We start from the raw sequence: 24,481 nt of genomic DNA, 5'->3' as shown, positions 1-24,481 counted from the left end.
CGGTCAGCGCGTGCCGTACAGCCTGCGCATGGCGCGGTGGTCGCCCGCGCCCAGGGTCCGCACCGAGGAGCATGCCGGGATCGTCGAGGCCATGACCTGGGTGCCGTGCTTCGACGGCGACACGTGGGTGAGCCCGAACGCGTGGCCCCACTCGTGGGTCAGCACCGAGGCCAGGTCGAAGGAGGAGGTGCAGCGGCTCGGCCGGCTGGTGTGCCATCGGTACCTGGTGTTGATCACGATGTCGGAGGAGACGACCTGGCCGGAACGCGTCCACGTGCAGGTGACCGCGAGCGCGGTGGAGCCGAGCCGCTTCCAGGCGACGACGCTGTGGCCGTCCTCCGTCCCGCATGACGTGCGCGAGGAGGTGGAGACGGCGGCCGTCCGCTTCGTGGCGCCGAGGTACTTCTGGCCCGCCTTGAACGGGGCGGGCAGGCCGCACTGGTTGCTCGCGCCGACCAGGGAGCGGGCCGCCGAGGCGATCGCCGACAGGGCCGTGCGGGAGACCGCGGAGGGCGCGCCGGAGGAGTTGTAGTACCAGCCGGCGGTCCCCTTGACGCGCCATCCGGCCAGGGCGTACGCGGTGTCGCGGCACTGGGCGCGGGAGGCGGAGGCGGCGGCGCGCGACGCCTTGGCCGCGCTCGGGATACCGCCGCCCGGGACCGCCTCGCCGGCCGTCTCCGCGGCGGACCCGCCGGCCGTCCCCTCGGCCGCCTCGGCGGCCGGTCCCCCGGCGTACAGCACGTCCATCGTCACTTGGAGCCCGTCGGGCCCGTCCGGCCCGTCGCCGGGCGCGTCCTCCGGCGCGGTCCCGACGGCCGAAGCCTCCGTCACCGCCGGCCCGGTCCCGGGCGCGGGCGCCGCCGCGCGGGGGCGCAGCTCGGCCACGGTGGACAGCACCGACACCACGAGCACGACGAAGGCTGTGGCCAGGGCGAACACCGCCGGCATCACCTGGCCGGGGCGACCTCTCACCTGGGGACTCCTGTCGCGTTCGGCCCGCCGCGCGGGGGAAGGCCGCCGGTCGGGACGGGAACGGCCGGTACGGCGCTCCTCGCCGAACGATCGACAGGAAGAGGCCGAATATGAGCAGAACGCACGATTTTTGGGTTTCCGACCCCTGTCTGCGATCAGGCGGGACGGACGTCAACGACTGAAATGCCATTGATCACCATAATGTGGCAACCTGGTTGCCTTGAACATGGCAAGGCAGTTGCCTAGAGTGGTGAAGCGCAATGACCTCCTCAACCGAATGGCGCGCCTGGCGAAGAAGTTCGGCTTCGAGTTCTCCAAGACGCCTGATGTGAACGGCGCCGCCCACGACAAGTGGTATGTCGGAGGTGAGGCGGTCATCGTGCCGCGGCATAACGAGATCAACGAGCTGACCGCCAGGAGCATCCTCCGCTCCTGGGAGGAGATGCTCGATGAGGCGGCGAAGCCGGAGGGGGAGGGCGAGTGAACGCATACCGCGTTACCGCGCAGAGGTCCGGCGGCTGGTGGGCGCTGACCGTCGAGGGGCCCGGCCTCCACCGTCCGGCCTACACCCAGGCCCGCCGCCTGGACAGGGCTGAACACATGGTCCGCGACCTGCTGGCTCTGCACTTGGACGTGGAGCCCGGAGATGTGGGCGATATCGAGATAACCCCCGACGACGAGTCGCTGGCCGACGAGCTGATCAGCACGCGTCAGGTCCGCCGGGACGCCGACCGTTTGCGGGACGAGGCGACCGTCCGCACCCGTTCCACGGCCCGGCGTCTCAGAGAGCGCGGATACGCCCACAGGGAGATCGGCGCCCTGCTCGGAGTGAGTCACCAGGCGGTGGGGAAGCTGCTCGACGAGCACCCGAAGCGGCGCGTCGACGCCTGACAAGCCGGTTGGGCCTCATCTGCGCCCCGTCGCGGGCCACTCAGCCGCTTTCTCGCGCCTTGCGGCTCCTTCAGAGAGGCGCAGGGCGCTTTCCCGCGTCGTGCCGGCCGTTCCTCAGCCGATGGTCGCTTCCCATGCACCGCGCTTGAGGCGGATCACCCCGTCCGGGCTGACGACGGCCTTCGCGCCGTAGACGGGCAGACCACCGGCCATGCTCTGGCGGTGGCGGATCTGCTCCAGCATGTCCCACAGGCGGCGGGGGCCGCCCTGGTGGACGGTCGGCGGGTCGCCGCGCAGCGCGGTGGCCCGCGCCCATGAGCCGTCCGCGTGCAGCATCCACGCGGTGCGGCGGCCGTCGTCGCGCCGCTCGAAGTGGTGCTCGATCCCCGGGCAGAGCACCTCCAGCATCGAGTTCACCTCCCACGACTCCAGCACGTCGATCACGCCGTACCGGCCTCGGGAGACCTCCTCGCCCTCCCGGTCGCGGACCTGCTCCAGCAGGTCACCGAGCCCCGGCGGGTAGTCGGCGTCGGTACGGGTGCTCATGAACATCGCCCAGTCGCGTTCGACCTGCCCGACCGCGCCGCCGTCCTCGGTCTTCCACGCCGTCACGATCATCGAGGTGTTCGCGATGACCGTGACCAGACGGCCGCCCGGACGCAGCGCGGCCAGCCAGGAGGCGGGGACGGGCCGGACCGCGACCATCGACACGATCCGGTCGTACTCGCCCGGGACGGGACCGGTCGCGTCCACGGTGAGGACCTTCGGGTGCAGCCCGATCTCGTCCAGGCGGCCGGCCGCGGCCTCGGTGAGGTACGGGTCCACGTCGATGCTCGTGACGCGTTCCTCGCCCAGGAGCCGCGACAGCAGCGCGGCGCTGTAGCCCGAACCGGTCGCCACGTCCAGCACCTCGGAGTCGTCGTGGACGCGCAGGTGCCCCAGCATCCGCACGACCAGGCTCGGCAGCGTGGACGAGGACGTGGGCCGCCCGGCCGGGGCGGCGCCGGGGCCGGCGTGGTCGGCGTGGAGCCCGCCCACCTTGGTCACCAGCGTCCGGTCGCTGTAGGCCGCCGCCGCCCACGCGGTCTCGTCCCGGCGGCCGTCGCGCAGCTCCCACCCGCCGCTGCCGTCGGCCCACCAGCGGGGCACGAACACGTGCCGGGGCGTGGAGGCGACCGGGGCCCGCCAGCGGGAGTCGGGGTGGGTGACCGCTGCGGCCAGGTCCTGGGCGTGGGGAGTCCAGTGCATCAGTCTCCGTCCGAGTACGTCTCCGCCGGGGAGCAGTCGTTGCCGTCGCTGTCGGGGTTGCAGCCCCGGCTGCGGCGCGGCGCGGGGATCGTCGCCAGTGCGGCCTTCCAGGCGTCGCTGCTGACGATCTCCGGCAGCGGCTGCTCCTTCACGTTGCCCGTCATCATCCACCGCGACAGGACGCACGGCCAGACCTCCCCGGTCGGACCGATGGCGGCCTTGCCCCGGCCGCAGTGGCCGCACAGCTGGGAGACGTCCGGCTGGAGGCGGGAGGCGCGGCCGATGCCGCGCACGTGATCGACCTTGATCTGGGTGCGGGGCACGCCCAGGTCGATGAGTTCGGCGCGGGCATCCTCGGTCCGCTGGGTGTCGGTCAGGCCGATGATGCCGACTCGGATGGGGATTCGCCAGGTGAGCGCGCGGACGATGTTCGCCCGGGTCAGGTGGTGGCTGTTGGCACTGCGGGTGACGGCCGCGTGCTCGCCGGCCTGGTCGGAGTAGTAGCTGGTGGCCAGCGAGACGTTGGGGAGCTGGAACAGCGGCCACCACTCGTCGCGGATGCTGACGAGGTTGGAGAACACCTCGACGCCGCAGCCGGTGCCGGCGGCGTGGCCGAGCAGTTCGGAGAAGGCCGGGTGCAGGGTGGGCTCGCCGCCGATGAACTGGATGCGGGAGACGGCGAGGCTGCGCGCGCCGGAGATGAGCTGGTGCCAGTCGGCGGCGGTCATGGTGCCGTGACCGATGGTCGGCCCGGAGTCGGCGTAGCAATGGGTGCACTGGAGCTGGCATTTGCCGGTGATCTCCAGCTCCAGACGCCAGCCGAGCAGGGCGGGTGTCTCGATTGCCTGCGTGATGATCGTCATGTGGTGCCCTTTCCTTTCTCCGCTGTCGCGGAATGCGGGTACAGGCTGGTGACGGGTGCCCTCGGCTGAGGACGAGTCGAGCAGAGGGCACCCGTCGCGACCGCGGTTCGACGGCTTCGCGCCGACGCGCGCCGTCCGGTCGCTGCTTGCAACCTGCGGACCCCCAGTGCCCGCAGGGGTGGTCGACGCGGCGGCACGGGAGGAGTGGTTCGCGCCGCGCTGCCGCGCCAGTTCATGGAGGACAGCGACCGCGCTCAGGGGATGGCCATGGTCGCCTCGGCGGACAGGCGGTCGGTGGCTTCTGCGGGGTCGGTGATGGGATGCCGTCGCCGTCGCCGCGTTGTGAGATCCTGCCAGCGGAACTGCTCGGGTCCGCGCCACACGACGGGACCGTGGGCGAGTTGCAGGGTGGGGAAGGCGCTGCGCGCCGCAGGTGATGATGTTGCGATGCCATGGGCAGCGAGAGCTGCATGAAGCCTTTCCACGGGCTGATCCGCAGTCATGATGTGACCGTAAGACGCCGTGGGATGACTAAGGGGCACAGAATGTGCCCCTTGGTTTCGGTCAGACCAGCAGCGCTATTTTGTCAGCGAGATCTCGCGCCTGGCCGCGTAGCGCGACCGGCCCGGACTCCACGAGTTCCAAGGTCATGCGCCGGGCATAGCCGTTGTACTTGATCGTTTCCGGAGCGGTCTGCTCGGCGAGCTGCAACGTGCCGAGCACAGCGGCGGGGTCGCGCCGGATCTGGTGCGCGCGAGCGACCTCGATGAGGTGGCGGCCGCGCCGGGGCCGTGACGGGATCGGGATCGCTTCGGCGCCATCGGCCTGCCGAGCGGACTCGCCGCCCTGTCGCAGCTCGACGGCGACGGTCACGGCGTGCGCGCCCATGATGACCCGCGAGAAGCTGGTCCACGGCTGGTAGTAATCGGCGGGCAGTCGGTCAGCGACCCGGCTGGCCTCGTCCCAGTACCGCCATGCTTCAGCGACGTCACCGGTCCGGGCAGTGGTGAACGCCAGCTCGAACGAGAGCGCGCCCCACATCGCCAGCAGCGGTACGGAGGGGTCGTCCATGTATGGCTGGAGAGCGGCCATGCCTTGTTCGTTGATGGCGCGGGCGGCCTCGAAGTCTCCCGAGTCGCGGTGGGCCTGGCTGAGGAACCACACCGCGCACGACAGCGCGAGCGGGTCCTCAGACTCCTGCGCGGCCATGAGCGCTCGGTCGGCGACGCGCCACAGGAGGTCTTGGGCGGGCTGGTAGGCCAGGAACATCTGGGCCAGACCGTAGGTCTCGGCGAGCAGCGACTGGGCCCGCCGCCGGTCGTCACCCTGGTAGAGGGATGCGGTGAGCTGTACGTCGCGGATCAGCTCGGGCAGGATCTGCCCGAGGGCGGTGCGGTGGTCAGGAGCGAGGTGCCTGGTCCGCCAGGCCGTGTCCAGGCGTTCACGAAGATAGCGGAGCGGCTGCACGGTACCGTTCGCCTGGAACGGCATGGTGTTGATGGCGGCGCGCACGTCGTGCAGTGCGGGGTGGCCGGGACCGGTGAACATCCGCACCGGCATGGACTGGTCGCCGGTGATCTCCGATAGGTCGCGGACTTTCAGCGCTTCGGCCAGTTGGAGCAGCATCGGCAATCGCGGTTGCTGCTGAATTTCCCCGTTCTCGACCCGCTTGAGCCAGGATGGGGACTTGCCGACGAGCCCGGCGAGGACTTCGCGCGTCATGCCGCGGCTTTCCCGCAGGAGCTTGATGCGTTGTCCAACAGTCAGTACCGGCCCGAGCGATTCATCGGTACCGTCGTGCATAGCCCTGCACCTCCTGGTGACTCGACATCCCCAGGCTAAAGGTGCGGGGCTCATCCATGTCTAGATTCAGCCGGCGAAAACCTCGTCGTGGCCTGGGCTTGCGCGTCAGGTCCCGGCGAACGCGACGACTCCGGGAAGTTCCGTGGCGCGGGCCCCGCCGGAGCGCCAACTCCGGACGAGGCCCTGAACACCGCGTCTCTCCCTCTGCGAAAGGTTCCTGAGACCCGATGCCCACCGTCATGCTGACAGCACGCCCGCGTGCTGTCACACCCTCCCCCGGCCTCGCAGACGACCCTGTCCGCCTACAACTACTGCACGCCGAGGCCGCGCAGTTGTAGGCGTCGGCGCTGCTCGACACCCGACCGGTGATGAGGTCGTGGACGCGGACTCCTCACAGTCGATAGATGGGTGAACCGGGTGCGGATCCGATGGCCACGAACCCCCAGAAGAATGCGAGGATCACATAGCATGATGAATCCGGAACGATCCTTTCCCGTTGATGATCAATGGGATCTGTTGGTCGAGTGCGGACATGGGCTCGCGCTCGGATTCCACGCCCTCTGGGTGGAAGGCGATGACCAAGAGGAACTAGCTCGGCTGTTCAGGGTGGACCCGGGCACACGCCTGGACTGTGACGCGGAGACACTAGCGGGAACCTACAGCGGCCTTCCAGCGATGGGCATCTGGATCGGCTCACATGCGCCGGGCTGGACTCATATTTTCGTCTTCGGTCTGACCCTGAGCCACCCCGCGATCAGTAATCTAGGGAAGCGGCATGTCTTCCAGATGCGATTCACAGGGGAAGTGGGCGAAGGGCTTGAGCCGCTCTACCTCGATTACGACGGAGAATCCGTCGGCGAGATCTACCTGCCGTCCGAGGACGGTGGATACATGGCCCTACCCGAGTATCGTCCATTTACAGCAGGGTTGATATCCGACGAAGACACCACTCTTGAACAAGACGTCCACCTCATGTGGTGCCTGGTCGGCCGCATAACAGGCCGCTTCGCAGACCGGGAGTGGTGGGCGGCGACCCGCACCTTCTACCGCATCCCTGATGGGGCATGGGAGGACTGAAAGCGCAGACGCAGGCGGCGGAAGCGGCCGGTCCGGGGCTCCCGGAGTCCGTGCCGTCCCCGCCACGGTCCGTCCCATCTGTGTCCGGGCCTGGCGCCGCCCGGACACAGGCGGGTCAGCGGCGGACCGAGAGGGTGTCCTTGCCGTTCTGGTGCTGGGCCGGGGGGCGGTAGCGGTAGCCGACGCCGCGGACCGCCTCGATGGACGAGTTGGAGGTGTCGGGGCTGAGGCGGCGGCGCAGGCGCAGGATGGCGAACTTCACCCGCTCCGGGCTGAGCCCCGTGGGGTCGTCCCAGACCAGGGAGAGCAGCTGGGAGGAGCTCAGCACGTTGCCGGCGTGCCGTACGAGCGTGTTGAGCAGGCGGAACTCGGTCGGGGTCAGGTGGATCTCCTGGTTCTCGACGAAGACCGTCCGGGTCGCCGGCTCCACCCGGATGACCCCGTCGTCGTAGACGTCCTCGGCCCAGGAGGCCGTGCCGGCGCGGCGCAGCAGCGCCTCGACGCGGGCGGTGAGCTCGGCCCGGGAGAACGGCTTGACCAGGTAGTCGTCGGCCCCGGCGCGCAGGCCCCGCACCTTCTCCCGCTCCTGGCCGCGGCCGGTGAGGATCAGGATCGGCAGGTCGCTGATGTCCCGGACCCGCTCCAGGACCTGCCAGCCGTCCATGATGGGCAGGCCGATGTCGAGGATCAGGGCGTCCGGCTTGTGCTGGTGCAGCAGGCGCAGGCCGCTGCGGCCGTCCGTCGCGGGGATCACCTCGTGCCCGCCGTGGCCCAGGAGCACCTGGATGGCGGTGAGCGTGTCGGCGTCGTCCTCGACGACCAGGAGGCGGCTCATCGTTCCTCCCGCCGGTCGCGGACGGGCTCCCATGGAAGTTCCACTCTCACCTCTGACCGTCTCGTCCCGTTCTCGATGAGCTGCAGTGTGCCGCCGTGCATGCCGGCGATCGCGCGGGCCATGCCGAGCCTCGGCCACGCCTTCTCCCCCGCCGGGTCCTCGCCCCGGCCGGCCTGGTCGGTGAGGCTCGCCTCCCCGTCCGCGGCGACGCAGCCGATCTCGACCCGCCATCCGTCGACCGTGGGCCGGAGCTCGACCTCGACCGCGTCCCCGGGGCCCGCCCGGGTGATCGCCGCCGTCAGCAGGATGTCGAGCATGCGGCGGACGCGGACGGTGTTGCAGCTCAGCGCCGGGCCCGGCCGGGCGTGGTAGCGCAGGGAGACGCCGGCGTGCAGGGCGCCGGGGCGGAACTGGGCGACGATGTCGCGGACCATCTCCATCGGGTCGACCCGCTCGGGCCGCAGCTCCGGTTCGGTCGTGGCGGGGTCGGCCAGCAGCGGCAGGTCGTTGAGGAGCTCCGACAGGCGCATGGCGTTGCGTTCGATGACCTTCACGAACTCGCTCTGGTCGCCGGTGAGCGGCCCGGTCTCGGGGTCGGCGAGCAGGCCCGCGTAGGCGAGGATCGGCGTGATCGGGGTGGCCAGGTCGTGGACGACGGTGGAGATGAACTCCGTCTTCGCGGCGGCGAGCGTCGCCGCGTCGGAGGGGCCGCCGGAGCGGGTCTCGGCGTCCCGGCGCCAGGAGGCGTCCAGCGTGGCGGCCAGGCAGGAGAGCGCCTCGGGGACGCCGTGGTCCTCGAACCCCGCCGCCAGCGTCACGGCGAGCATCCGGCCGGGCCCCGCGGGCCACAGGCGCTCTCCGTCCGCCGGCGGGGTGGCGTCGGCCGGCCGCAGCTCGGCGCTCAGCACACCGGGTACGCTCCGGATCCCGGCGAGCAGCGTGGCGTCCGCGTTCGCCCCGCCGGCGTCGTCGGAACCGCGCAGCCGCTCGTCGAGGAGACCGAGGATCGCCCGGGTGGTGTCCACGGCGGCCACGGCGGCCACGTCGTCCACGTCGTCCACGGTGCCGGACGCGTCGTCCGCCGGGTGCGAAGCCGTGTGATCGAGACGACCACCGCTGTTCAGCATGCTGCCCCCCACGTGTCCCCCCTCGGCAGTCGGGCCCTCCCCAAGGGCCCAGGGATTCGTCACTAATAGCAATTCATCCCAAACAGAACGTTATCAACCCTGCTCGGCTGGTCGCGACGGAGGTTTGATCCGGACGGGGCGGGCGGACCGGCACCGCCGGCAACGGACCTGCACCCGGCGCGCACCCGAAGGCGCATCCCGCGTCTCCGACCGTCGGTCCTATGTTGGAGCCGACCTCGCGACGCAGGCTGAGCCGAGCGCTCATCACCGGCGCCGCAGCACTGTCATGCCTGGTCACGGGTGTCGGGCCGCTCAGCGGCACGGCTCACGCCGCCCCCTCCGGGTTGCCGCCGGCCCCGGTCAGGCCCGCCGTGACCGAGATCGGCTTCCTCTCCGCCGAGACCGCCCCGGCCGCCGCCCCCGCGTCCGCCGCGACGGCGACCGGGTCCGCCGCCCCCGCCGGCACCCTCATGGTCGAGGCGCGCACCGGCGGCCCCGCGCTCGACGTGCGGAGCGAACCCTCCGCCGCCGCCTCCTCGCTGCGCGGCATCGCCGACGGCGCCCGCTTCCCCGTCGAGTGCCGCGTCCCCGGCGAGTGGACCCGCGGCACGGTCAGGACCACCGGCTCGTGGCTGCGCGTGGACGGGGGCGGCTACGTCCCCGACGCCCATGTCGTGCGCCCCGCGCCCGTCGGCCGGTGCGCGCCGGCGCTTCCGGCCGCCGGGGTCCCCGTACCGGCCGCGGTTCCCGCCGCGGCCCCCGCCCAGGCCGCGGTCCCGGCGCCCTCCCCCGTTATGGCCCCCGCTCCGGTCCCCTCCCCGTCCCCCGCTCCCGCCCCGGTGGCGGCGGCCCCCGCCGCCGGCGCCGCCCCCGCTCCGGCCGTCGTCCCCGGCACCCCGGCGGAGTTCATCCGCCAGGTCGGCCCCGCCGCCCGGCAGAGCATGCGGGCGACCGGCGTGCCCGCCTCGGTGACCCTGGCCCAGGCGATCCTGGAGTCGGGCTGGGGCCGCAGCAAGCTGTCCACCAGGGACCGCAACTACTTCGGCATCAAGTGCTTCGGCGGCCCGGCCGGCCGCGCGGCGGGCTGCCGCGACTACCCGACCACCGAGTGCGGATCCGGCGGCTGCGGGAAGACCACGGCGTCCTTCCGGACCTACCGCACGGCGGCGGACTCGTTCGCCGACCACGGCGACTTCCTCGCCTCCAACAGCCGCTACCGGGCCGCGTTCGCCCACTCGCGGAACCCCGACCGGTTCGCCCAGGAGATCGCGAAGGCCGGTTACGCCACCGACCCGGCCTACCCCGGCAAGCTGATCGGCCTCATGGGCACCCACGACCTGTACCGCTACGACCGCTGACCGGTCCCGTGCGCGGCTATGACCTGTACCGCCACGACCGCTGACCGGCCTCGTGCGCGCCCCCGGCCCGCACCGCCATAACCGCCGGCCGGCCGGTCCGCCGCCCCGCGACCGGCCGGCACCGGACAGCCGCCCGCCGCCCCGCCCCAGGAGAAGACGATGCAGCCAGACGCCTCCCCCACGAGGCACGTCACCCGCGGCCGGAGGACGGCCCGGCCGCCCCTCTGGCTGCTCTTCCTCGTGGCGGGCCTCCTGGTGAGCGCCGTGAGCGTCCTGCTGCCCGGCGAGGCCGACGACGTGGCCGTCCGGTCGGCCGTCTCGGCCGCCGCGGTGATCGCGATGGTCGCCGGGACGCGCCTGCGCCGCCCGGCCGCTCCGGCGGCGTGGCGGCTGCTGGCCGCCGGACTGGCCGCCTGGGTGGGGGCGGACCTGCTGTGGACCGGCTGGTTCCTGACGGTCGGCGGCGTCGGCCACCCGGCCCCGATCTGGCTGGAGGTGGCCTACCTCCTGTCGTATCCGCTGTTCTTCGCCGGGCTGGGCAGGCTGCCGGGCAACGCGATCCGCTCCAGGGACGGCGGCGTGACGCTCGACGCCATGGTGATCCTGCTGGGGCTGGCCTTCGTGTACTGGACGGTGGCCTTCAACCCCTACGGAGGCATCCACGACCCGTCGGACCGGAACATCCTCATGGCGGCCACCTACCCGGCCGCCGACCTGTTCGTGCAGTTCATGGTCATGCGGCTCTGGTTCACCCACGGCCTGCGCAACCGCTCCTACGCGATGCTCGCCCTGGGCTTCGCCGGGATGTTCGCCAACGACGTGCTGTACGCCCTCGACCTGCAGGGCGGTCAGGGCTGGGACTACGACCTCCTGGGGAACGGGGGGTGGCTGCTCTGGTTCGTCCTCATGGGCACGGCGGCGCTGCACCCGTCCGCGGCCGACGGGCGCCGGACCGCCTCCGACGGCCACCTGACGGTCGCACGGGGCGTCGCCTTCCTGGTGATGGCCTGCGCGGGCCCCTTCTCCCTCATCGTCACCGTCCCGTCCGGCGCGCCGATGGACCCCCTCGACTTCGCGGCGCCGCTGGTCATCTTCGCCGCCCTGATGGGATTCCTGATCATCCGGCTGATCACCAACGCGCGCGCGGCGCAGCGGCGCGCGATCCTGCTGGACGAGCAGGCCGCGGAGCTGTCGCGCGCGCTGGAGGAGCAGAACGCGCTGCAGGAGCTGATCAGCCACCGGGCGATGCACGACCCGCTGACCGGGCTGGCCAACCGGGCGCTGTTCAACGACCGGCTGGAGCAGGCCACCGCGCGCCGCGCCCCGTCGGCCCGGCACGCCCTGCTCCTGCTGGACCTGGACGGGTTCAAGCACGTCAACGACGGCTACGGCCACCCGGTCGGCGACCAGCTGCTCGTCCAGGCCGGACGCCGCCTGCGGGAGACCCTCCGGGAGGCCGACACGCTCGCCCGGCTGGGCGGCGACGAGTTCGCCGTCCTGCTGGAGGACGTCACCGCGGCCGAGGCCGGGGAGATCGCCGAGCGCGTCGTCGACGTCGTCGCGGAGGCCTACCGGGTGGGCGAATACGCCCTGCACGTGACCACCAGCGTCGGCCTGTACATGATCGCCGAGTCGGTCCCGGCCGCCGACGTGCTGCGCGACGCCGACCTGGCGCTGTACGCCGCCAAGGCGGCCGGCAAGAACCAGATCAGCGTGTTCCACCCGGGCCTGCGCGTGGAGCGGCTCGACCAGGCCCGCATCGCCGAGGGGCTGCGCCGGGCGCTCGAGCAGGACGCCTTCTCCGTCGACTACCAGCCGGTGGTGAACCTCGAGACCGGCGGCGTCCACGCCGTGGAGGCGCTGCTGCGCTGGCGGACCCCCGAGGGGGTCGTACCGCCGGACGCGTTCATCCCGACCGCCGAGGAGACCGGCCTGATCGTGCCGATCGGCACGCACGTGCTCCGCCGCGCCTGCTTCGACGCCCGCCGCTGGCACGAGCGGTACGGCATCGCCGTCAACGTCAACGTCTCGGCGGTCCAGCTGCGCCGGCCGGACTTCGTCGCCACGGTGCTGGACGCCCTGGCCGACAGCGGGCTGCCCGGCGAGGCGCTCATCCTGGAGATCACCGAGACGGCGCTGCTGGACACCGGGATGCAGCGGAGCGACCAGGCCGTCGAGTACCTGTTCCAGCTGCGCGGCCACGGCGTGCGGGTCGCCATCGACGACTTCGGCACCGGCTACTCCTCCCTGGCCTACCTGCACCGCCTCCCGGTCGACGTGGTCAAGATCGACGGGGCCTTCACCACGCTCACCTCCGGTACCGACGCCGCCTCCCGCCAGCGGCACGCCTTCACCCGGGCGATCCTGGGCCTGTGCGAGAGCCTGGACCTGCCCGCCGTGGCGGAGAAGGTGGAGACCGCCGAGCAGGAGGAGTTCCTGCGCGACATGCGCTGCCCGCTGGGCCAGGGCTACCTGTTCAGCAAGCCCGTGCCGGCGGCCACGCTGGACCGGTTCCTGGCCGGCGGCGGCACCGGGGCCGACACCGAGGGCTCCGGGGGCGCCGGGAGCGCCGGGAGCGCCGCGGACCCGGTCGGCGGCGGGCGCCTGGCCGGCTGACCGCCCGCCGTACACCGCCCGCCGTACGCCCTGCACCGCCTGCCGTACGGCGGGCGTAAGACCATCCCCTCGAGGGGCTCAGATCACCCGCGCGCGTACCGATGGGGGAAGGGCCTCTCTCCGGAACGCCCCGCCCGGCACCCCCGGCTCCGCCCGTCCCACCGTCGCACGCCAGGAGAAGACGATGCAGCCAGACGCCTCCTCCCCGAGGCGCGTCACGCGCCACCGGCGGGGACGGGGACCCCTCCGTCCCCCCTCCTGGCTGCTCTTCGCCCTGCTCGGCTGCCTGGCGGTCGCGGTCGTGGTCGTCACGCCGGGCTGGGTGGGCGAGCTGCTGTGGGAGGCCGTCCCGCTCGCCGCGGTCGCGGCGATGGTCGCCGGGATCCGGCGGCACCGCCCGCCCGCGGCCCCGGCCTGGTGGCTGATGACGGCGGGGGTGGGGGTCTGGGCGGCGGCCGACCTGCTGTGGACCGGATGGTACGTGGCCGCCGGCGACGCCGGCGCGATCCCCCGCTGGGTCGACCTGCTCTACGTACCGATGTACCCGCTGATCGCGCTCGGCCTGGGCCGGTTGCAGCGCGGCCCGGTCCGGGCCGGGAACGGCGGGGTGACGCTGGACGCGGTGGTCATCGTGATGGGGATCGCGTTCCTGTACTGGACCCTGATCTTCAACCCGTACCTCGGCCTGGAGAGCCTGCGCGAGGCCGACCACCTGACGGCCCTGCTCTACCTGGGCCTGGACATGGTCGTCGTCTTCATGGGAGCCCGGCTCTGGTTCCGCTACGGCAACCAGAGCCCCTCCTACGTGCTGCTCGGGGCGGGGTTCACCGCCCTGCTCGTCGCCGACGCGGTGTACACCACGACGCTGGTGGGCGACGGGAACCCCGGCATCTCGCTCCTGGACGGCTCCGGCGCCGAGGTCGTGGGGAGCGCGGCCTGGCTGCTCTGGCTCGTCTTCATGGGCACGGCCGCGCTGCACCCGTCGATGACCGGCGCCCAGGACGCCCTGCCCAGCAACGCCCTCACCGTCATGCGGGGCGGCGTCTTCCTGAGCATCGCCTGCGCGGGACCGGTCTCCTTCCTCATCGGCCTCGGGCCCGGCCCGGTGACGCTGACCCGCGCCGACATCGCGGTCCCGCTGGCGCTGCTGACCGGCCTGTCCGCCTTCCTGATCATCCGGCTGGTCGTGGGCACCAGCGCGGCGCAGCGGCGCGCGATCCTGCTGGACGAGCAGGCCGCGGAGCTGTCACGCGCGGCGGCGGAGCAGAACGCGCTGCAGGAGCTGATCAGCCACCGGGCGATGCACGACCCGCTGACCGGGCTGGCCAACCGGGCGCTGTTCAACGACCGGCTGGAGCAGGCCACCGCCCGGCGCTCGGCGTCGGCCCGGCACGCCCTGCTGCTGCTGGACCTGGACGGGTTCAAGCACGTCAACGACGGCTACGGCCACCCGGTCGGCGACCAGCTGCTCGTCCAGGCCGGGCGCCGGCTCCGGGAGATCGTGCGGGAGGCCGACACGCTCGCCCGGCTGGGCGGCGACGAGTTCGCCGTCCTGCTGGAGGACGTCACCGCGGCCGAGGCCGGGGAGATCGCCGAGCGCGTGGTGGAGGCGGTCGCCGAGGTCTTCACGGTGGGCGGGTACGCCCTGCACGTGACCACCAGCGTCGGCCTGTACATGATCGCCGAGTCCGCCGACGCGCAGGAGGCCCTGCGCGACGCCGACCTGGCGCTGTACGCCGCCAAGGCGGCCGGCAAGAACCAGATCAGCGTGTTCCACCCGGGCCTGCGCGTGGAGCGGCTCGACCGGGCCCGCATCGCCGAGGGGCTGCGCCGGGCCCTGGACGAGGACGAGTTCGTCCTGAACTACCAGCCGGTCGTGGACCTGCGGACCGGTGAGGTGCACGCCGTGGAGGCGCTGCTGCGCTGGCACTCCCCCGAGGGGATCGTGCCGCCGGACGCGTTCATCCCGACCGCCGAGGAGACCGGCCTGATCGTGCCGATCGGGGTGCAGGTGCTCCGCCGCGCCTGCTTCGACGCCCGCCGCTGGCACGAGCGGTACGGCATCGCCGTCAACGTCAACGTCTCCGGGCACCAGCTGCACCGCCCCGGGTTCGTCGGCACGGTGCTGGACGCCCTGGCCGACAGCGGGCTGCCCGGCGAGGCGCTCATCCTGGAGATCACCGAGACGGCGCTGCTGGCCACCGGCCAGCAGGAGACCGCCCGGGTGATCGAGTCCCTGTCGGAGCTGCGCACCTACGGCGTGCGGGTCGCCATCGACGACTTCGGCACCGGCTACTCCTCCCTGGCCTACCTGCAGCACCTCCCGGTCGACGTGGTCAAGATCGACGGGGCCTTCACCGGGTACGAGGCCGGCACCGACACCGCCTCCCGCCAGCGGCACGCCCTGACCCGGGCGATCATCGGCCTGTGCGAGAGCCTGGACCTGCCGGCCGTGGCGGAGAAGGTGGAGACCGCCGAGCAGGAGGAGTTCCTGCGCGACATGCGCTGCCCGCTGGGCCAGGGCTACCTGTTCAGCAAGCCCCTTCCTGCGCAGGACCTGGACCGCCTCCTGGCCGGCGGCACCGGCCTCGACCGGCCCGGCCGCGTCGGCGGCCTGCTGGCCGGCTGAGAGGCCCCGCGCCCGGTCGGGGCGCGGGGCCGCAGCGGTCGGCGGCGTGTCCCGCAACGCTCAGACGCGGCACGGGCAGGCCGATGAGGAGAGCGGTTACCCGTCGAAAGGCCGCCCTCCGGGCGGAAGTCCGAGGAGTGGGCATGGGAACGAAAGTCCGGCGGCTGGTGGCCGATCGCAAAGTCGGCACCAAGATCCTGGTGGCGATGGCCGTACTGGCGCTGACCGCGGTGGTCACCGGCCTGACCGCCCTGAACAAGATCGGCACTCTGTCCGATGAGCACGACCGGCAGCTGGAGCGGGCCGTGCCGTTCATCACCGGCCTGCAGCGGGCCGCGATCGACGCCAAGGCCGCCGCCAACGACGAGCGCGGGTTCCTGCTCACCGGCGACACGAAGTACAGCGCCGAGGCCATGGAGCGGTTCGAGACGGTCGACGCCGGCCTGGAGCAGGCCGCGGCCGCGGCCGACTCCCCGGAGCAGGCCGCCCGGGTCGAGGAGATCACCGCCTCCGTGCACGCCTGGCGCGACGCCCTGAGCGCAGAGTTCACCCTGCATGCCACCGACGAGGCGAAGGCGGCCGAGCTCGCCCTCGGCGCCAACCGGGAGCTGCGCAAGACCTACGAGGAGCAGATCGACGCCGCCATGGAGGAGGCGACCGAGGCGCTCGCCGCCAGCGCGAAGTTCGGCGAGACCGTGGACTCGGCCCGTTTCCTGGTCATCCTGGTGCTGGTCGTGGGCCTGGTCTGGGGCGCCGCCAGCGGCCTGCTGATCATCCGGGCGATCACCGGTCCGGTGCGGACGGTCTCCGGGGTGCTGCAGCGGATGGCCGCCGGTGACCTGACCGGCCGGGTTCCGGTGCGCGGCCGCGACGAGATCGGCGAGATGGCAGGGGCCCTGAACCAGGCCGCCGAGTCGATGCAGGCCGCGGTCCGCGTCATCGACTCCTCGTCGGACTCGCTGGCCGGCGCGGCCGAGGAGCTCACCGCCACCAGCGCCCAGATCGCCGCCAGCGCCGAGGAGACCAGCGCCCAGGCCGGGGTGGTCACCACCGCCGCCGACGAGGTCTCCGGCAACGTGGAGACCGTCGCCGCGGGCGCCGAGCAGATGGGCGCCTCCATCCGGGAGATCGCGCACAGCGCCGACGAGGCGGCCAAGGTCGCCGCGCAGGCGGTGACCGCCGCGGCCTCGACCAACGCGATCGTCGCCAAGCTCGGCGTCTCCTCGGCGGAGATCGGCAGCGTGATCAAGACGATCACGTCCATCGCCGAGCAGACCAACCTGCTGGCCCTGAACGCCACCATCGAGGCCGCCCGCGCCGGCGACGCGGGCAAGGGCTTCGCGGTGGTGGCCGGTGAGGTCAAGGACCTGGCGCAGGAGACGGCCAAGGCGACCGAGGACATCGCGCGCCGGGTGGAGGCCATCCAGGCCGACACCGGCGGTGCGGTGGAGGCGATCGCGGAGATCAGCCAGATCATCGCCCGGATCAACGACTACCAGCTGACGATCGCCTCGGCGGTGGAGGAGCAGTCCGCCACCACCACCGAGATGACCCGCGGCGTGGCCGAGGCCTCGGCCGGTTCCGGGCAGATCGCGGGCAACATCTCCGCCGTGGCCCAGGCGGCCCAGCTGACCAGCCGGAGCGTCGCCGACACCCAGCGCGCGGCCGAGGACCTGGCCCGCATGTCCGCCGAACTGCGCGAGGTCGTCGGCCGCTTCTCCGCCTGACCGGACGCGCCACCGCCCCGGTCCCGCTTCTGCTCACGGGCCGGTCTTCCGGCGGCCTCGGCATCGACCGGCTGACGGGCCGCGGCCCCGCCGGGACGCGGCCCGTCAATGGTTGACGCCGCAACCTTTCAGCTACTCAGGGTCCGTCCCCGCCTGCCGATCGGCTCTGCGGAGGACGGACCGCTCCGGACCCGGGGCGCCGTGCCGTACGGCACCGCGCCACCGCGCTCAGGGCCGCCCCGCCCATCACGGCGGGGCGCGTGCGACGAGCCCTCTCTCCGCGAGGATCCGACCGAGGAAGCGTCACCGTGCCCCGAACCCCAGAAATGCTGCGTGCCCTGCGGCACCGGAACTACCGCCTGTGGGCGGGTGCGGACTTCCTGTCGGTCGCCGGGACCTGGATGCAGGTGCTGGGCGTCAACTGGCTGCTGCTGTCGATCACGGGTTCGGCCACCAGCCTGGGGTTCGGCCTCTTCCTGCAGTCGCTGCCCACCGTGCTGCTCGCCTTCGCCGGCGGCTCCCTGGCCGACCGCCTGCCCGCGAGGCCGCTGCTGCTGACCACCCAGGCCCTGCACGGGCTGCTCGCCGCGGTGCTGGCCGGGATCGCCCTCGGCGGCGCGGACGGCGTGTGGCCCGTCTACGCGGTCGCGCTCCTCGGCGGCGTGGTCTCCGCCCTGGACGGCCCCGCCCTGGGGCGCTTCGGCGCGGAGGTGGTCGGCCCCGACGACCTGCCCAACGCCCTGGCCCTGGGCTCGGTGATCAGCTCCGGCGGGCGCATCCTCGGCATGGGCGCCGCCGGCGTCCTCATCCCCGTCGCCGGCACCGGCGCCCTCTTCGCGCTCAACGCGCTGAGCTTCGCGGTGGTGATGGCGGCGATCGCCGCCATGCGCCGCGGTGAGCTGCACCCCCTGCCGCGCGCCGAGGCGCAGGAGGCCGGGATCGCAGCCGGGCTGCGCTACATCGGGGGCACCCGGTGGCTGCTCGTCCTGCTCGGGATGGCCTTCGTGCTGGGTGCCCTGGGCCGCAACTACCAGGTCACCATGGCCGCGATGAGCAACGGCCCGCTGGGCGCGGGCGCCGCCGGGTACGGGGTCCTGTCGGTGGTCTTCGCCGTCGGCGCCGTCGTCGGCGGCCTGTACGCGGCGTCGCGACCGCGGCTGACGTTCCCGATCCTGTTCGCCGCCGCGGGCCTCACCAGCGTGGGGCAGGCGTTCAGCGGCGTCATGCCGGGCCTGCTCTCCTTCGCGGTCGTGCTGCTGCCGATCGCGGCCGGCGCGGTGGTCCTCGACACCACGGTCAGCACCCGCGCGCAGCTCGGCACCACCGCGCAGATGCGGGGCCGCGTGCTGGCCGCGCAGTCGATGGTCGGGGCGGCCTCCGGCGCGGTCGGCGGCCCGCTGCTGGGGATGCTCAGCGACACCGCGGGCCCGCGGGCGGCCCTCGTCCTGGCGGGCGTGGTCACCTCGGTGGTGACGGTCCTCGCCGCCGTGGCGCTGGCCCGCACGCTCGGCCACCGGGGGATCCCGGCGGCGGCCCGTGCGCTCGGGGGCCGGGGGATCCCGGCGGCGCCGGCCCGCGTGCTCGGGCGCCGGGGGGCGGCGGAGGCGCCGGCTCCCGGGCGCCGGGGAGCACCGCGGTCGCCGCAGGACCTTCAGGGCGGGTCGCCCGAGGGCAGGACGACGGTGAAGCACGCGCCCTCCCCCGTGTCGGTGTAGCGCACGTCCCCGCCGTGCGCGCGGGCCAGCTCGCGGGTGATCCACAGGCCGAGACCGACCGACTGCGGGTCGTCGCCGGTGGCGCCGAACCGGGAGAACAGCGCGTCCCGCCGCTGCGGGGGGACCCCGGGGCCGTGGTCGCGCACGTGGACGAGGACCGTCCCCCCGGCCCGCTCGGCGCTCACCACCACCGGCGGCGCGCCGTGGCGGACCGCGTTGGCGAGCAGGTTGAGCAGGACCTGCTCCAGCCGCTGCGGGTCGGCCGGCACGGTCAGGTCCTCGCCGACGTCGACCTCGACCGGCCCGCCGAGATCGTCCACGACCTCCTGGACCGTCTCGCGCAGCGGGATCCGCCGCAGGTCGAGCCGGAGGCCTCCCTCGGAGTCGACCCGGTCGGCGTCCAGCAGCCCGTCGGCCAGCCGCCGGATCCGGGCCGCCTGCCGCAGCGCCACGGCGACGAGCGCGCGCCGTTCCTCCGGCGGCAGATCGCCGGTCTCGTCGCGGACGGACTCCAGGGCGAACCGCACCGAGGTCAGCGGGGAGCGGACGTCGTGGGCCAGGGTCGAGGTCAGGGCGGCGCGCCACTGCTCGGCCCGCCGCAACCGCTCGTTGGCCCGGCGCTGGTGCGCGGCCTGCCGGGAGACGATCGCTCCCACCGCCACGACCGCCGGGATGAGCAGCACGGTGCTGTAGACCGCCGCGGGCCCGCTGTCGGCGGCGAGCAGCGGCATCAGGTAGGACAGGGTCGCCGGGACCGCCAGCGCCAGCACGGCCCGGACCGGCAGGTGCAGCCCCGCCCAGGCGAACAGCAGCATCAGGAAGGGCCCCGTCCCGGCGACGAACCCGGCGAACGTCCAGGTGGCCCAGGCCTGGATCACCAGCGCGGGCACGCAGAGCACGTACGGCGAGCGGGGCCCGAGACGGGCCCAGGGCAGGAACCAGGCGAGCGCCGCGCAGACCAGGTCGGCGGCGGCGATCGTGAGCAGCGTGGTCGCCCTGGAGGAGGTGCCGGTCCGGGCGAACAGCCCCGTCACGGCCAGCACCAGCACCAGGGTCCCGGCCAGCGCGTACAGCAGGGCGGCCTGGCGCGCGGCGACCTCGGGCCCCTCGCCCCACAGGGACCCCCACAGGGACCTCGCCCGCATCGCAACGCCCCCGCCTCGCGCCCCGGCCACCTCGGATGATAACTATTCGTAGTATCTCGCTACCCGAACGTCACCGAAGAGGAGGTGGCCCCGGAGCGGCCGTATCCGGCGCCGAGGAAGCACGGTGAATCCTCAGCCCATTGCCCCGCCTGTCGATAGGAGACCCGACGGGCGGGCGGTGAGACGTGTCCCGCTTCTTACACAGGAGGCCTCGCGTGGTATCGGTTCTCGTGGTCGACGACTCGGTCGTCGTCCGGCGCCTGATCGTCGACGCGCTGAGCGCGGATCCCGGCATCCAGGTGGTGGGCACCGCACCCAACGGCAAGGTCGCCCTCTCCAAGATCGACATGTTGAAGCCGGACATCGTCACGCTCGACATCGAGATGCCGGTCATGGACGGACTGACCACGATCAAGGAGATCCGGAAGGTCCACCCCCGGCTCCCGGTCATCATGTTCAGCACGCTGACCTCGGTCGGGGCGTCGGCCACCCTGGAGGCCCTGGCATCGGGCGCCAGCGACTACGTGACGAAGCCGGCCAACGTCGGCAGCGTCTCGGAGTCCATCAAGAGCGTGCGCGAGCAGATCATCCCGCGCATCCACGCCCTCTGCAGGACGGGCACGCCGCCGCGCGGAGCGGTCAGACCGGCTCCGCGCCTCGCGCCGCCGCCTCCCCGCACCGCGGCCGGCGCCGGAGCAGGTGCCGGCACGCCCGACATCGTCGCCGTGGGCTGCTCCACCGGCGGGCCCGACGCCCTGGCGAAGGTGGTCAACGCGCTTCCCGCGACGTTCCCCGTGCCGGTCGTCGTGGTGCAGCACATGCCGCAGGTCTTCACCAAGATGTTCGCCGAGAGGCTCGACCGCTCCTCCCCGCTGAAGGTCGTCGAGGCCCAGGGCGAGATGACGCTCACGCCGGGGACGGTCTACATCGCCCCCGGCGACTACCACCTCGAGGTGGCGCGGCGCGGCACCGGGGTCGTCACCCACCTGCAGCAGGGGCCGCCGGAGAACTTCTGCCGCCCGGCCGTGGACGTCCTGTTCCGCTCCGTCGCCAAGGCGTACGGAGGCTCGACCCTGGGCCTGATCCTGACGGGCATGGGCCAGGACGGCAAGCGCGGCAGCGAGGCCCTGGTCTCCAAGGGCGCGGAGATCGTCGCCCAGGACGAGGCGACCTCGGTCGTCTGGGGGATGCCCGGTGCGGTGGCCGGAGCAGGCCTGGCCCATTCGATCCTTCCCCTGCACGAGATTTCCCAGCATCTAATCAGTCGTGTGGCCGGCGGCCGCATGGCCAGGTCCCGAGGATGACCCGATGGCTCTGACCCAAAATGAGTTCGCCTTCGTGAGCGGGCTCGTCCGGCGCGAGGCGGCGATCGTCCTCGAATCGGGCAAGGAATACCTGGTGGAGGCGCGGCTCCTGCCGCTCGCCAGGCGGACGGGCACCGTCTCGGTGTCGGAGTTCGTCGCGCGGGCGCAGCGCGAGCGCGTGCTCGCCGACCAGATCGTCGACGCCCTGACCACCAACGAGACCTCGTGGCTGCGCGACCGCGAGCCGTTCACCGCGTTCACCGACAGCGTGGTCCCGGACCTGGCGGAGCGGCGCGGTCCCCAGCACAAGCTGCGGATCTGGTCGGCCGCCTGCTCCAGCGGGCAGGAGCCGTACAGCCTGGCCATGCTGCTGGAGGAGTCCGTACGGGCCGGCAAGTACGAGATCGTCGCGACGGACATCTCCACGGAGATGATCGAGCGGGCCAAGGCCGGCCGCTACAGCCAGCTGGAGGTCAACCGCGGTCTGCCCGTGCCCATGCTGGTGCGGTACTTCGACCGGGTCGGCACGGAGTGGCAGGTGGCCGAGGCACTGCGCCGCAACATCTCCTTCCAGAAGGTGAACCTGGCGGCGCCGCTGCCGCAGATGGCCCCCTTCGACGTGGTGTTCCTGCGCAACGTCCTGATCTACTTCGACCTCGAGACCAAGCGCTCGGTGCTGCGGCGGATCCGCAGCCTGATGCGCCCGGACGGCTGGCTGTTCCTCGGCGCCGCCGAAACCACCATCGGCATCGACGACGGGTTCGAACGCGTCGTCGCCGGACGCGCGTCGGCCTACCGGCCGCGCGCCGCCACGACTGCGCCGGTCGGCGCGACAAGGAAGGGGTGATCATCGTGCCCACGGCAATGATCATCGATGACAGCCGGGCGATGAGGCTCATTCTGCGTCGCATCGTCACGCAGCTGGGCTTCGAGGTACACGAGGCCGGAAACGGAAAGGAAGCACTTGATCTGCTGGAGACGGTGGATCCGATGCCGCAGGTGGCGCTCATCGACTGGAACATGCCGGTGATGAACGGACTGGAGTTCGTCACGGCGGTCCGCTCGCAGGAGCGGTACCGGCAGATGACGCTGATGATGGTGACCACGGAGAGCGAGCACGGGCAGATCGTCCGGGCGCTCGCGGCCGGGGCGCACGAGTACGTCATCAAGCCGTTCACGCCTGAGGCCATCGCCGAGAAGCTGGCCCTGCTGGGCCTCGTACCGAGTGGAATCGTGTAATGAGCGCTCCGACCACCGACGACCTGCACGCCATCACCGAGCAGGTCTGGCTGTCCTATCTCGACCCCGAGGGGGTCAACCCCTTCCTCCCGTCGCCCGACGCCCCGCCGTCACCCCATGTGATCGCGGCCGTCTCGGTGACGGGCGCCTGGGAGGGGCACGTCGTCATGACCTTCTCCGAGCGGGCCGCCGAGCTGTCCAGCGCGGCCCTGCTCGGCATGGGGGACGACGAGGTCACTCCGGACGACATCGCCGACGCCGTCGGCGAGCTGGTCAACGTCATCGGGGGGAACGTCAAGAGCCTGCTGCCCGACGGGTCCCTGCTCTCCCTGCCGCACGTGGTGACGGGGGAGTCCGCGGGCAACACCCGCTGGCCCGCGGCGGTGGAGGTCTGCCGCCTGCAGGGCAGCTGGCAGGACGAGAAGATCGCGATCAGCGTGTGGACCAGCAAGTCCGCCGGGGAAGGAGCCTAGGCACCATGAAGATCCTCATCGCCGATGACAGCCGCGTGATGCGTCAGATCGTCACGCGCACCCTCCGCCAGGCGGGTTTCAGCGGCCACGACCTCGTGGAGGCGGCCGACGGGCGCCAGGCCCACGACCTGACGATCTCCGAGAAGCCCGACCTGGTCCTGTCGGACTGGAACATGCCCGAGATGACGGGCATCGAGGTGCTGCGCGCGCTGCGCGCGGGCGGCGTGAACGTGCCGTTCGGCTTCGTCACCTCGGAGGGCACCGACGAGATGAAGCAGATGGCCGAGCAGGCCGGGGCGCTGTTCCTCATCACCAAGCCGTTCACCGCGGAGACGTTCGCCGACGTACTCGGCCCGATCCTGGGGTAGAGGCCCTTCATGTCGACACTTCCGGCGCCAAAAGCCATAAAGGACCTGTTCGAGGACATGCTCGGTCGCGGCGTCACGGTGGGCATCACCGACCCTGCTGTCGCCGAGAGCCTGCGCAAGGCGGTCGTGGCCCTGTACGTCGACAACTCGCGGAAGCTGACGGCGGTGGTCGGTTTCGACCTCCATCTGGCCTCCTTCGCCGGGGCGGCCATCGGTCTCATCCCGGTGGGCGGCGCCGAGGCGTCCATCGAGGACGGTGAGCTGACCCCGATGCTGTCCGACAACGTCCGGGAGATCTGCAACATCCTGACGGGCCTGCTCAACCAGCAGGACCTGCCGCACCTGAAGCTGTACGAGGCGTACATGCCCGGTGAGGCGGCCCCCGCGGACGCCACCAGCCGCCTGCTGGCCCTCGGGGCCCGGCTGGATCTGAAGGTCGACATCGCCGGATACGGCTCGGGCAGGTTCTGGCTCTCCCTGGCCGGGTGAGCGCCGGAGCGGTCCGTTCCCCCGGGAGCGGAGGGAGGCCGCGGGAGGCGCCGGCGGCGGGAGGCCGCGGGAAACACCAAGAGGCCCCGTCCGGCAGTGCCGGACGGGGCCTCACCCATGTTTACAGAGAGTGATCCACTATCCGGGTCAGTCGGCGGCGCTGACCACGTTGTTGCTGGCGGCGCCCTGCGGGCCGGCCACCGACTGGTTGGCCTTGTAGAAGGAGCCGCCGCCGTAGCCGCCGCCACCGCACGGGTTGTAGCCGCAGCCGCCGTACCCGCCGCCGTAGCCGTAGCCGCCGCGGCCGGTGCCGCTGGCGATGTTGGCGTTCGAGGCCCCGTACGGCCCGGCCACCGAGCGGCTGTTCTTGTAGAAGGTGTCGCCGCCACCACCGCAGCCGGTGCCGCAGCCGTAGCCGCCGCCGCCACCCGCCAGGGCCGCGGACGAGGCGGAGAGCACGAGCGCGGCCGCCGCGGCTCCCGTGAACACGATGCGAGACAGTGTCTTGCTCATGAAAGTGGGTTCCTTTCTCGGTCCGGCCCTCTTCTGGACCGGATCTCACGTCGGGTCCCGCGCCACCCGGCCGTCCGGCGGCCGGCTGT

Annotated in this window: 23 protein-coding genes; 14 read left to right on the top strand and 9 right to left on the bottom strand. The window is 72.4% G+C overall.

The features are described 5' to 3' along the window. Positions 1–3: 3 nt before the first annotated feature. The gene (locus tag HS048_RS36405; RefSeq protein WP_196470363.1) at positions 4–972 is read right to left on the bottom strand and encodes a matrixin family metalloprotease; all 969 of its coding nucleotides are present in this window, start codon (positions 970–972) and stop codon (positions 4–6) included. A 250-nt stretch (positions 973–1,222) separates the two neighbouring features. On the opposite strand from HS048_RS36405, the gene HS048_RS36400 reads away from it, so the two are divergent. Next, positions 1,223–1,456, top strand: a complete 234-nt coding sequence (locus tag HS048_RS36400; protein ID WP_189240159.1) for a hypothetical protein — start codon at positions 1,223–1,225, stop codon at positions 1,454–1,456. Further along, a complete protein-coding gene (locus tag HS048_RS36395; protein ID WP_068903952.1) occupies positions 1,453–1,863 on the top strand; it encodes a hypothetical protein in 411 nt (136 codons plus the stop codon). The genes HS048_RS36400 and HS048_RS36395 overlap by 4 nt, the downstream gene beginning before the upstream one ends. 114 nt (positions 1,864–1,977) lie before the next feature. Here the strand turns inward: HS048_RS36395 and HS048_RS36390 are convergent, their stop codons facing one another. The 4 genes from HS048_RS36390 to HS048_RS36375 form a co-directional block, all read right to left on the bottom strand. Continuing rightward, a complete protein-coding gene (locus tag HS048_RS36390; protein ID WP_196470362.1) occupies positions 1,978–3,111 on the bottom strand; it encodes a methyltransferase domain-containing protein in 1,134 nt (377 codons plus the stop codon). Continuing rightward, positions 3,111–3,974 (bottom strand): radical SAM protein, encoded by an 864-nt coding sequence (locus HS048_RS36385; protein ID WP_230882636.1) that lies wholly within the window; start codon positions 3,972–3,974, stop codon positions 3,111–3,113. Before HS048_RS36385 ends, HS048_RS36390 begins: the two co-directional genes overlap by 1 nt. Positions 3,975–4,228: 254 nt before the next feature. Next, a complete protein-coding gene (locus tag HS048_RS36380) occupies positions 4,229–4,477 on the bottom strand; it encodes a hypothetical protein (RefSeq protein WP_196470361.1) in 249 nt (82 codons plus the stop codon). Positions 4,478–4,538: 61 nt separating this feature from the next. Then, positions 4,539–5,777: a helix-turn-helix transcriptional regulator gene (locus HS048_RS36375; RefSeq protein WP_196470360.1), complete on the bottom strand. Its 1,239-nt coding sequence runs from the start codon at positions 5,775–5,777 to the stop codon at positions 4,539–4,541. A gap of 468 nt (positions 5,778–6,245) precedes the next feature. Here HS048_RS36375 and HS048_RS36370 point away from each other — a divergent pair, with 468 nt between their 5' ends. After that, positions 6,246–6,854 (top strand): hypothetical protein, encoded by a 609-nt coding sequence (locus HS048_RS36370; RefSeq protein ID WP_196470359.1) that lies wholly within the window; start codon positions 6,246–6,248, stop codon positions 6,852–6,854. A 115-nt stretch (positions 6,855–6,969) separates the two neighbouring features. Here the strand turns inward: HS048_RS36370 and HS048_RS36365 are convergent, their stop codons facing one another. After that, positions 6,970–7,689 carry a response regulator transcription factor gene (locus tag HS048_RS36365; RefSeq protein WP_196470358.1) on the bottom strand — a complete coding sequence of 240 codons (720 nt, stop codon included), beginning with the start codon at positions 7,687–7,689 and terminating at the stop codon, positions 6,970–6,972. Further along, positions 7,686–8,828, bottom strand: coding sequence for a sensor histidine kinase KdpD (locus tag HS048_RS36360; protein ID WP_196470357.1), 1,143 nt, complete (start codon positions 8,826–8,828; stop codon positions 7,686–7,688). Before HS048_RS36360 ends, HS048_RS36365 begins: the two co-directional genes overlap by 4 nt. Before the next feature lie 209 nt (positions 8,829–9,037). On the opposite strand from HS048_RS36360, the gene gsmA reads away from it, so the two are divergent. The 5 genes from gsmA to HS048_RS36335 all read left to right on the top strand — a co-directional run bounded on the left by gsmA (position 9,038) and on the right by HS048_RS36335 (position 18,861). Continuing rightward, complete coding sequence (gene gsmA, locus HS048_RS37935) at positions 9,038–10,174, top strand: sporangiospore maturation cell wall hydrolase GsmA (RefSeq protein WP_230882635.1); 1,137 nt, start codon at positions 9,038–9,040, stop codon at positions 10,172–10,174. A gap of 159 nt (positions 10,175–10,333) precedes the next feature. Next, the gene (locus HS048_RS36350; protein ID WP_196470356.1) at positions 10,334–12,790 is read left to right on the top strand and encodes a bifunctional diguanylate cyclase/phosphodiesterase; all 2,457 of its coding nucleotides are present in this window, start codon (positions 10,334–10,336) and stop codon (positions 12,788–12,790) included. Between the two features lie 184 nt (positions 12,791–12,974). Beyond that, positions 12,975–15,419: a bifunctional diguanylate cyclase/phosphodiesterase gene (locus HS048_RS36345; RefSeq protein ID WP_196470355.1), complete on the top strand. Its 2,445-nt coding sequence runs from the start codon at positions 12,975–12,977 to the stop codon at positions 15,417–15,419. Between the two features lie 143 nt (positions 15,420–15,562). After that, complete coding sequence (locus HS048_RS36340; RefSeq protein WP_068903963.1) at positions 15,563–17,146, top strand: methyl-accepting chemotaxis protein; 1,584 nt, start codon at positions 15,563–15,565, stop codon at positions 17,144–17,146. Between the two features lie 308 nt (positions 17,147–17,454). After that, positions 17,455–18,861: an MFS transporter gene (locus HS048_RS36335; RefSeq protein ID WP_196470354.1), complete on the top strand. Its 1,407-nt coding sequence runs from the start codon at positions 17,455–17,457 to the stop codon at positions 18,859–18,861. On the opposite strand, the gene HS048_RS36330 is transcribed toward HS048_RS36335, so the two are convergent. Then, complete coding sequence (locus HS048_RS36330; protein ID WP_196470353.1) at positions 18,798–20,006, bottom strand: sensor histidine kinase KdpD; 1,209 nt, start codon at positions 20,004–20,006, stop codon at positions 18,798–18,800. The genes HS048_RS36335 and HS048_RS36330 overlap by 64 nt on opposite strands. A gap of 215 nt (positions 20,007–20,221) precedes the next feature. On the opposite strand from HS048_RS36330, the gene HS048_RS36325 reads away from it, so the two are divergent. Genes HS048_RS36325 through HS048_RS36300 form a run of 6 tightly spaced genes read left to right on the top strand, consistent with a single transcriptional unit; the run spans position 20,222 to position 23,879 of the window. Then, positions 20,222–21,310 (top strand): chemotaxis response regulator protein-glutamate methylesterase, encoded by a 1,089-nt coding sequence (locus HS048_RS36325; RefSeq protein WP_196470352.1) that lies wholly within the window; start codon positions 20,222–20,224, stop codon positions 21,308–21,310. Positions 21,311–21,314: 4 nt separating this feature from the next. Beyond that, on the top strand, positions 21,315–22,157 hold the full coding sequence (locus tag HS048_RS36320; protein ID WP_068903970.1) for a protein-glutamate O-methyltransferase CheR: 843 nt from the start codon (positions 21,315–21,317) through the stop codon (positions 22,155–22,157). After that, a complete protein-coding gene (locus tag HS048_RS36315; protein ID WP_196470351.1) occupies positions 22,154–22,549 on the top strand; it encodes a response regulator in 396 nt (131 codons plus the stop codon). Before HS048_RS36320 ends, HS048_RS36315 begins: the two co-directional genes overlap by 4 nt. Beyond that, a complete protein-coding gene (locus HS048_RS36310) occupies positions 22,549–23,022 on the top strand; it encodes a chemotaxis protein CheX (RefSeq protein WP_068903972.1) in 474 nt (157 codons plus the stop codon). The genes HS048_RS36315 and HS048_RS36310 overlap by 1 nt, the downstream gene beginning before the upstream one ends. A 5-nt stretch (positions 23,023–23,027) precedes the next feature. Further along, positions 23,028–23,390 (top strand): response regulator, encoded by a 363-nt coding sequence (locus HS048_RS36305; RefSeq protein ID WP_068903974.1) that lies wholly within the window; start codon positions 23,028–23,030, stop codon positions 23,388–23,390. Between the two features lie 9 nt (positions 23,391–23,399). Continuing rightward, complete coding sequence (locus HS048_RS36300) at positions 23,400–23,879, top strand: hypothetical protein (RefSeq protein WP_068903976.1); 480 nt, start codon at positions 23,400–23,402, stop codon at positions 23,877–23,879. Positions 23,880–24,026: 147 nt separating this feature from the next. On the opposite strand, the gene HS048_RS36295 is transcribed toward HS048_RS36300, so the two are convergent. After that, a complete protein-coding gene (locus HS048_RS36295; RefSeq protein ID WP_068903977.1) occupies positions 24,027–24,392 on the bottom strand; it encodes a hypothetical protein in 366 nt (121 codons plus the stop codon). Between the last annotated feature and the right edge of the window lie 89 nt (positions 24,393–24,481).

It is taken from the genome of Planomonospora sp. ID91781, from assembly GCF_015711595.1.
In the GTDB taxonomy this organism is placed as follows: domain Bacteria; phylum Actinomycetota; class Actinomycetes; order Streptosporangiales; family Streptosporangiaceae; genus Planomonospora; species Planomonospora parontospora.
Note: the sequence above shows the minus strand (reverse complement) of the source record. Positions and strands in the feature narration are given on the sequence as shown.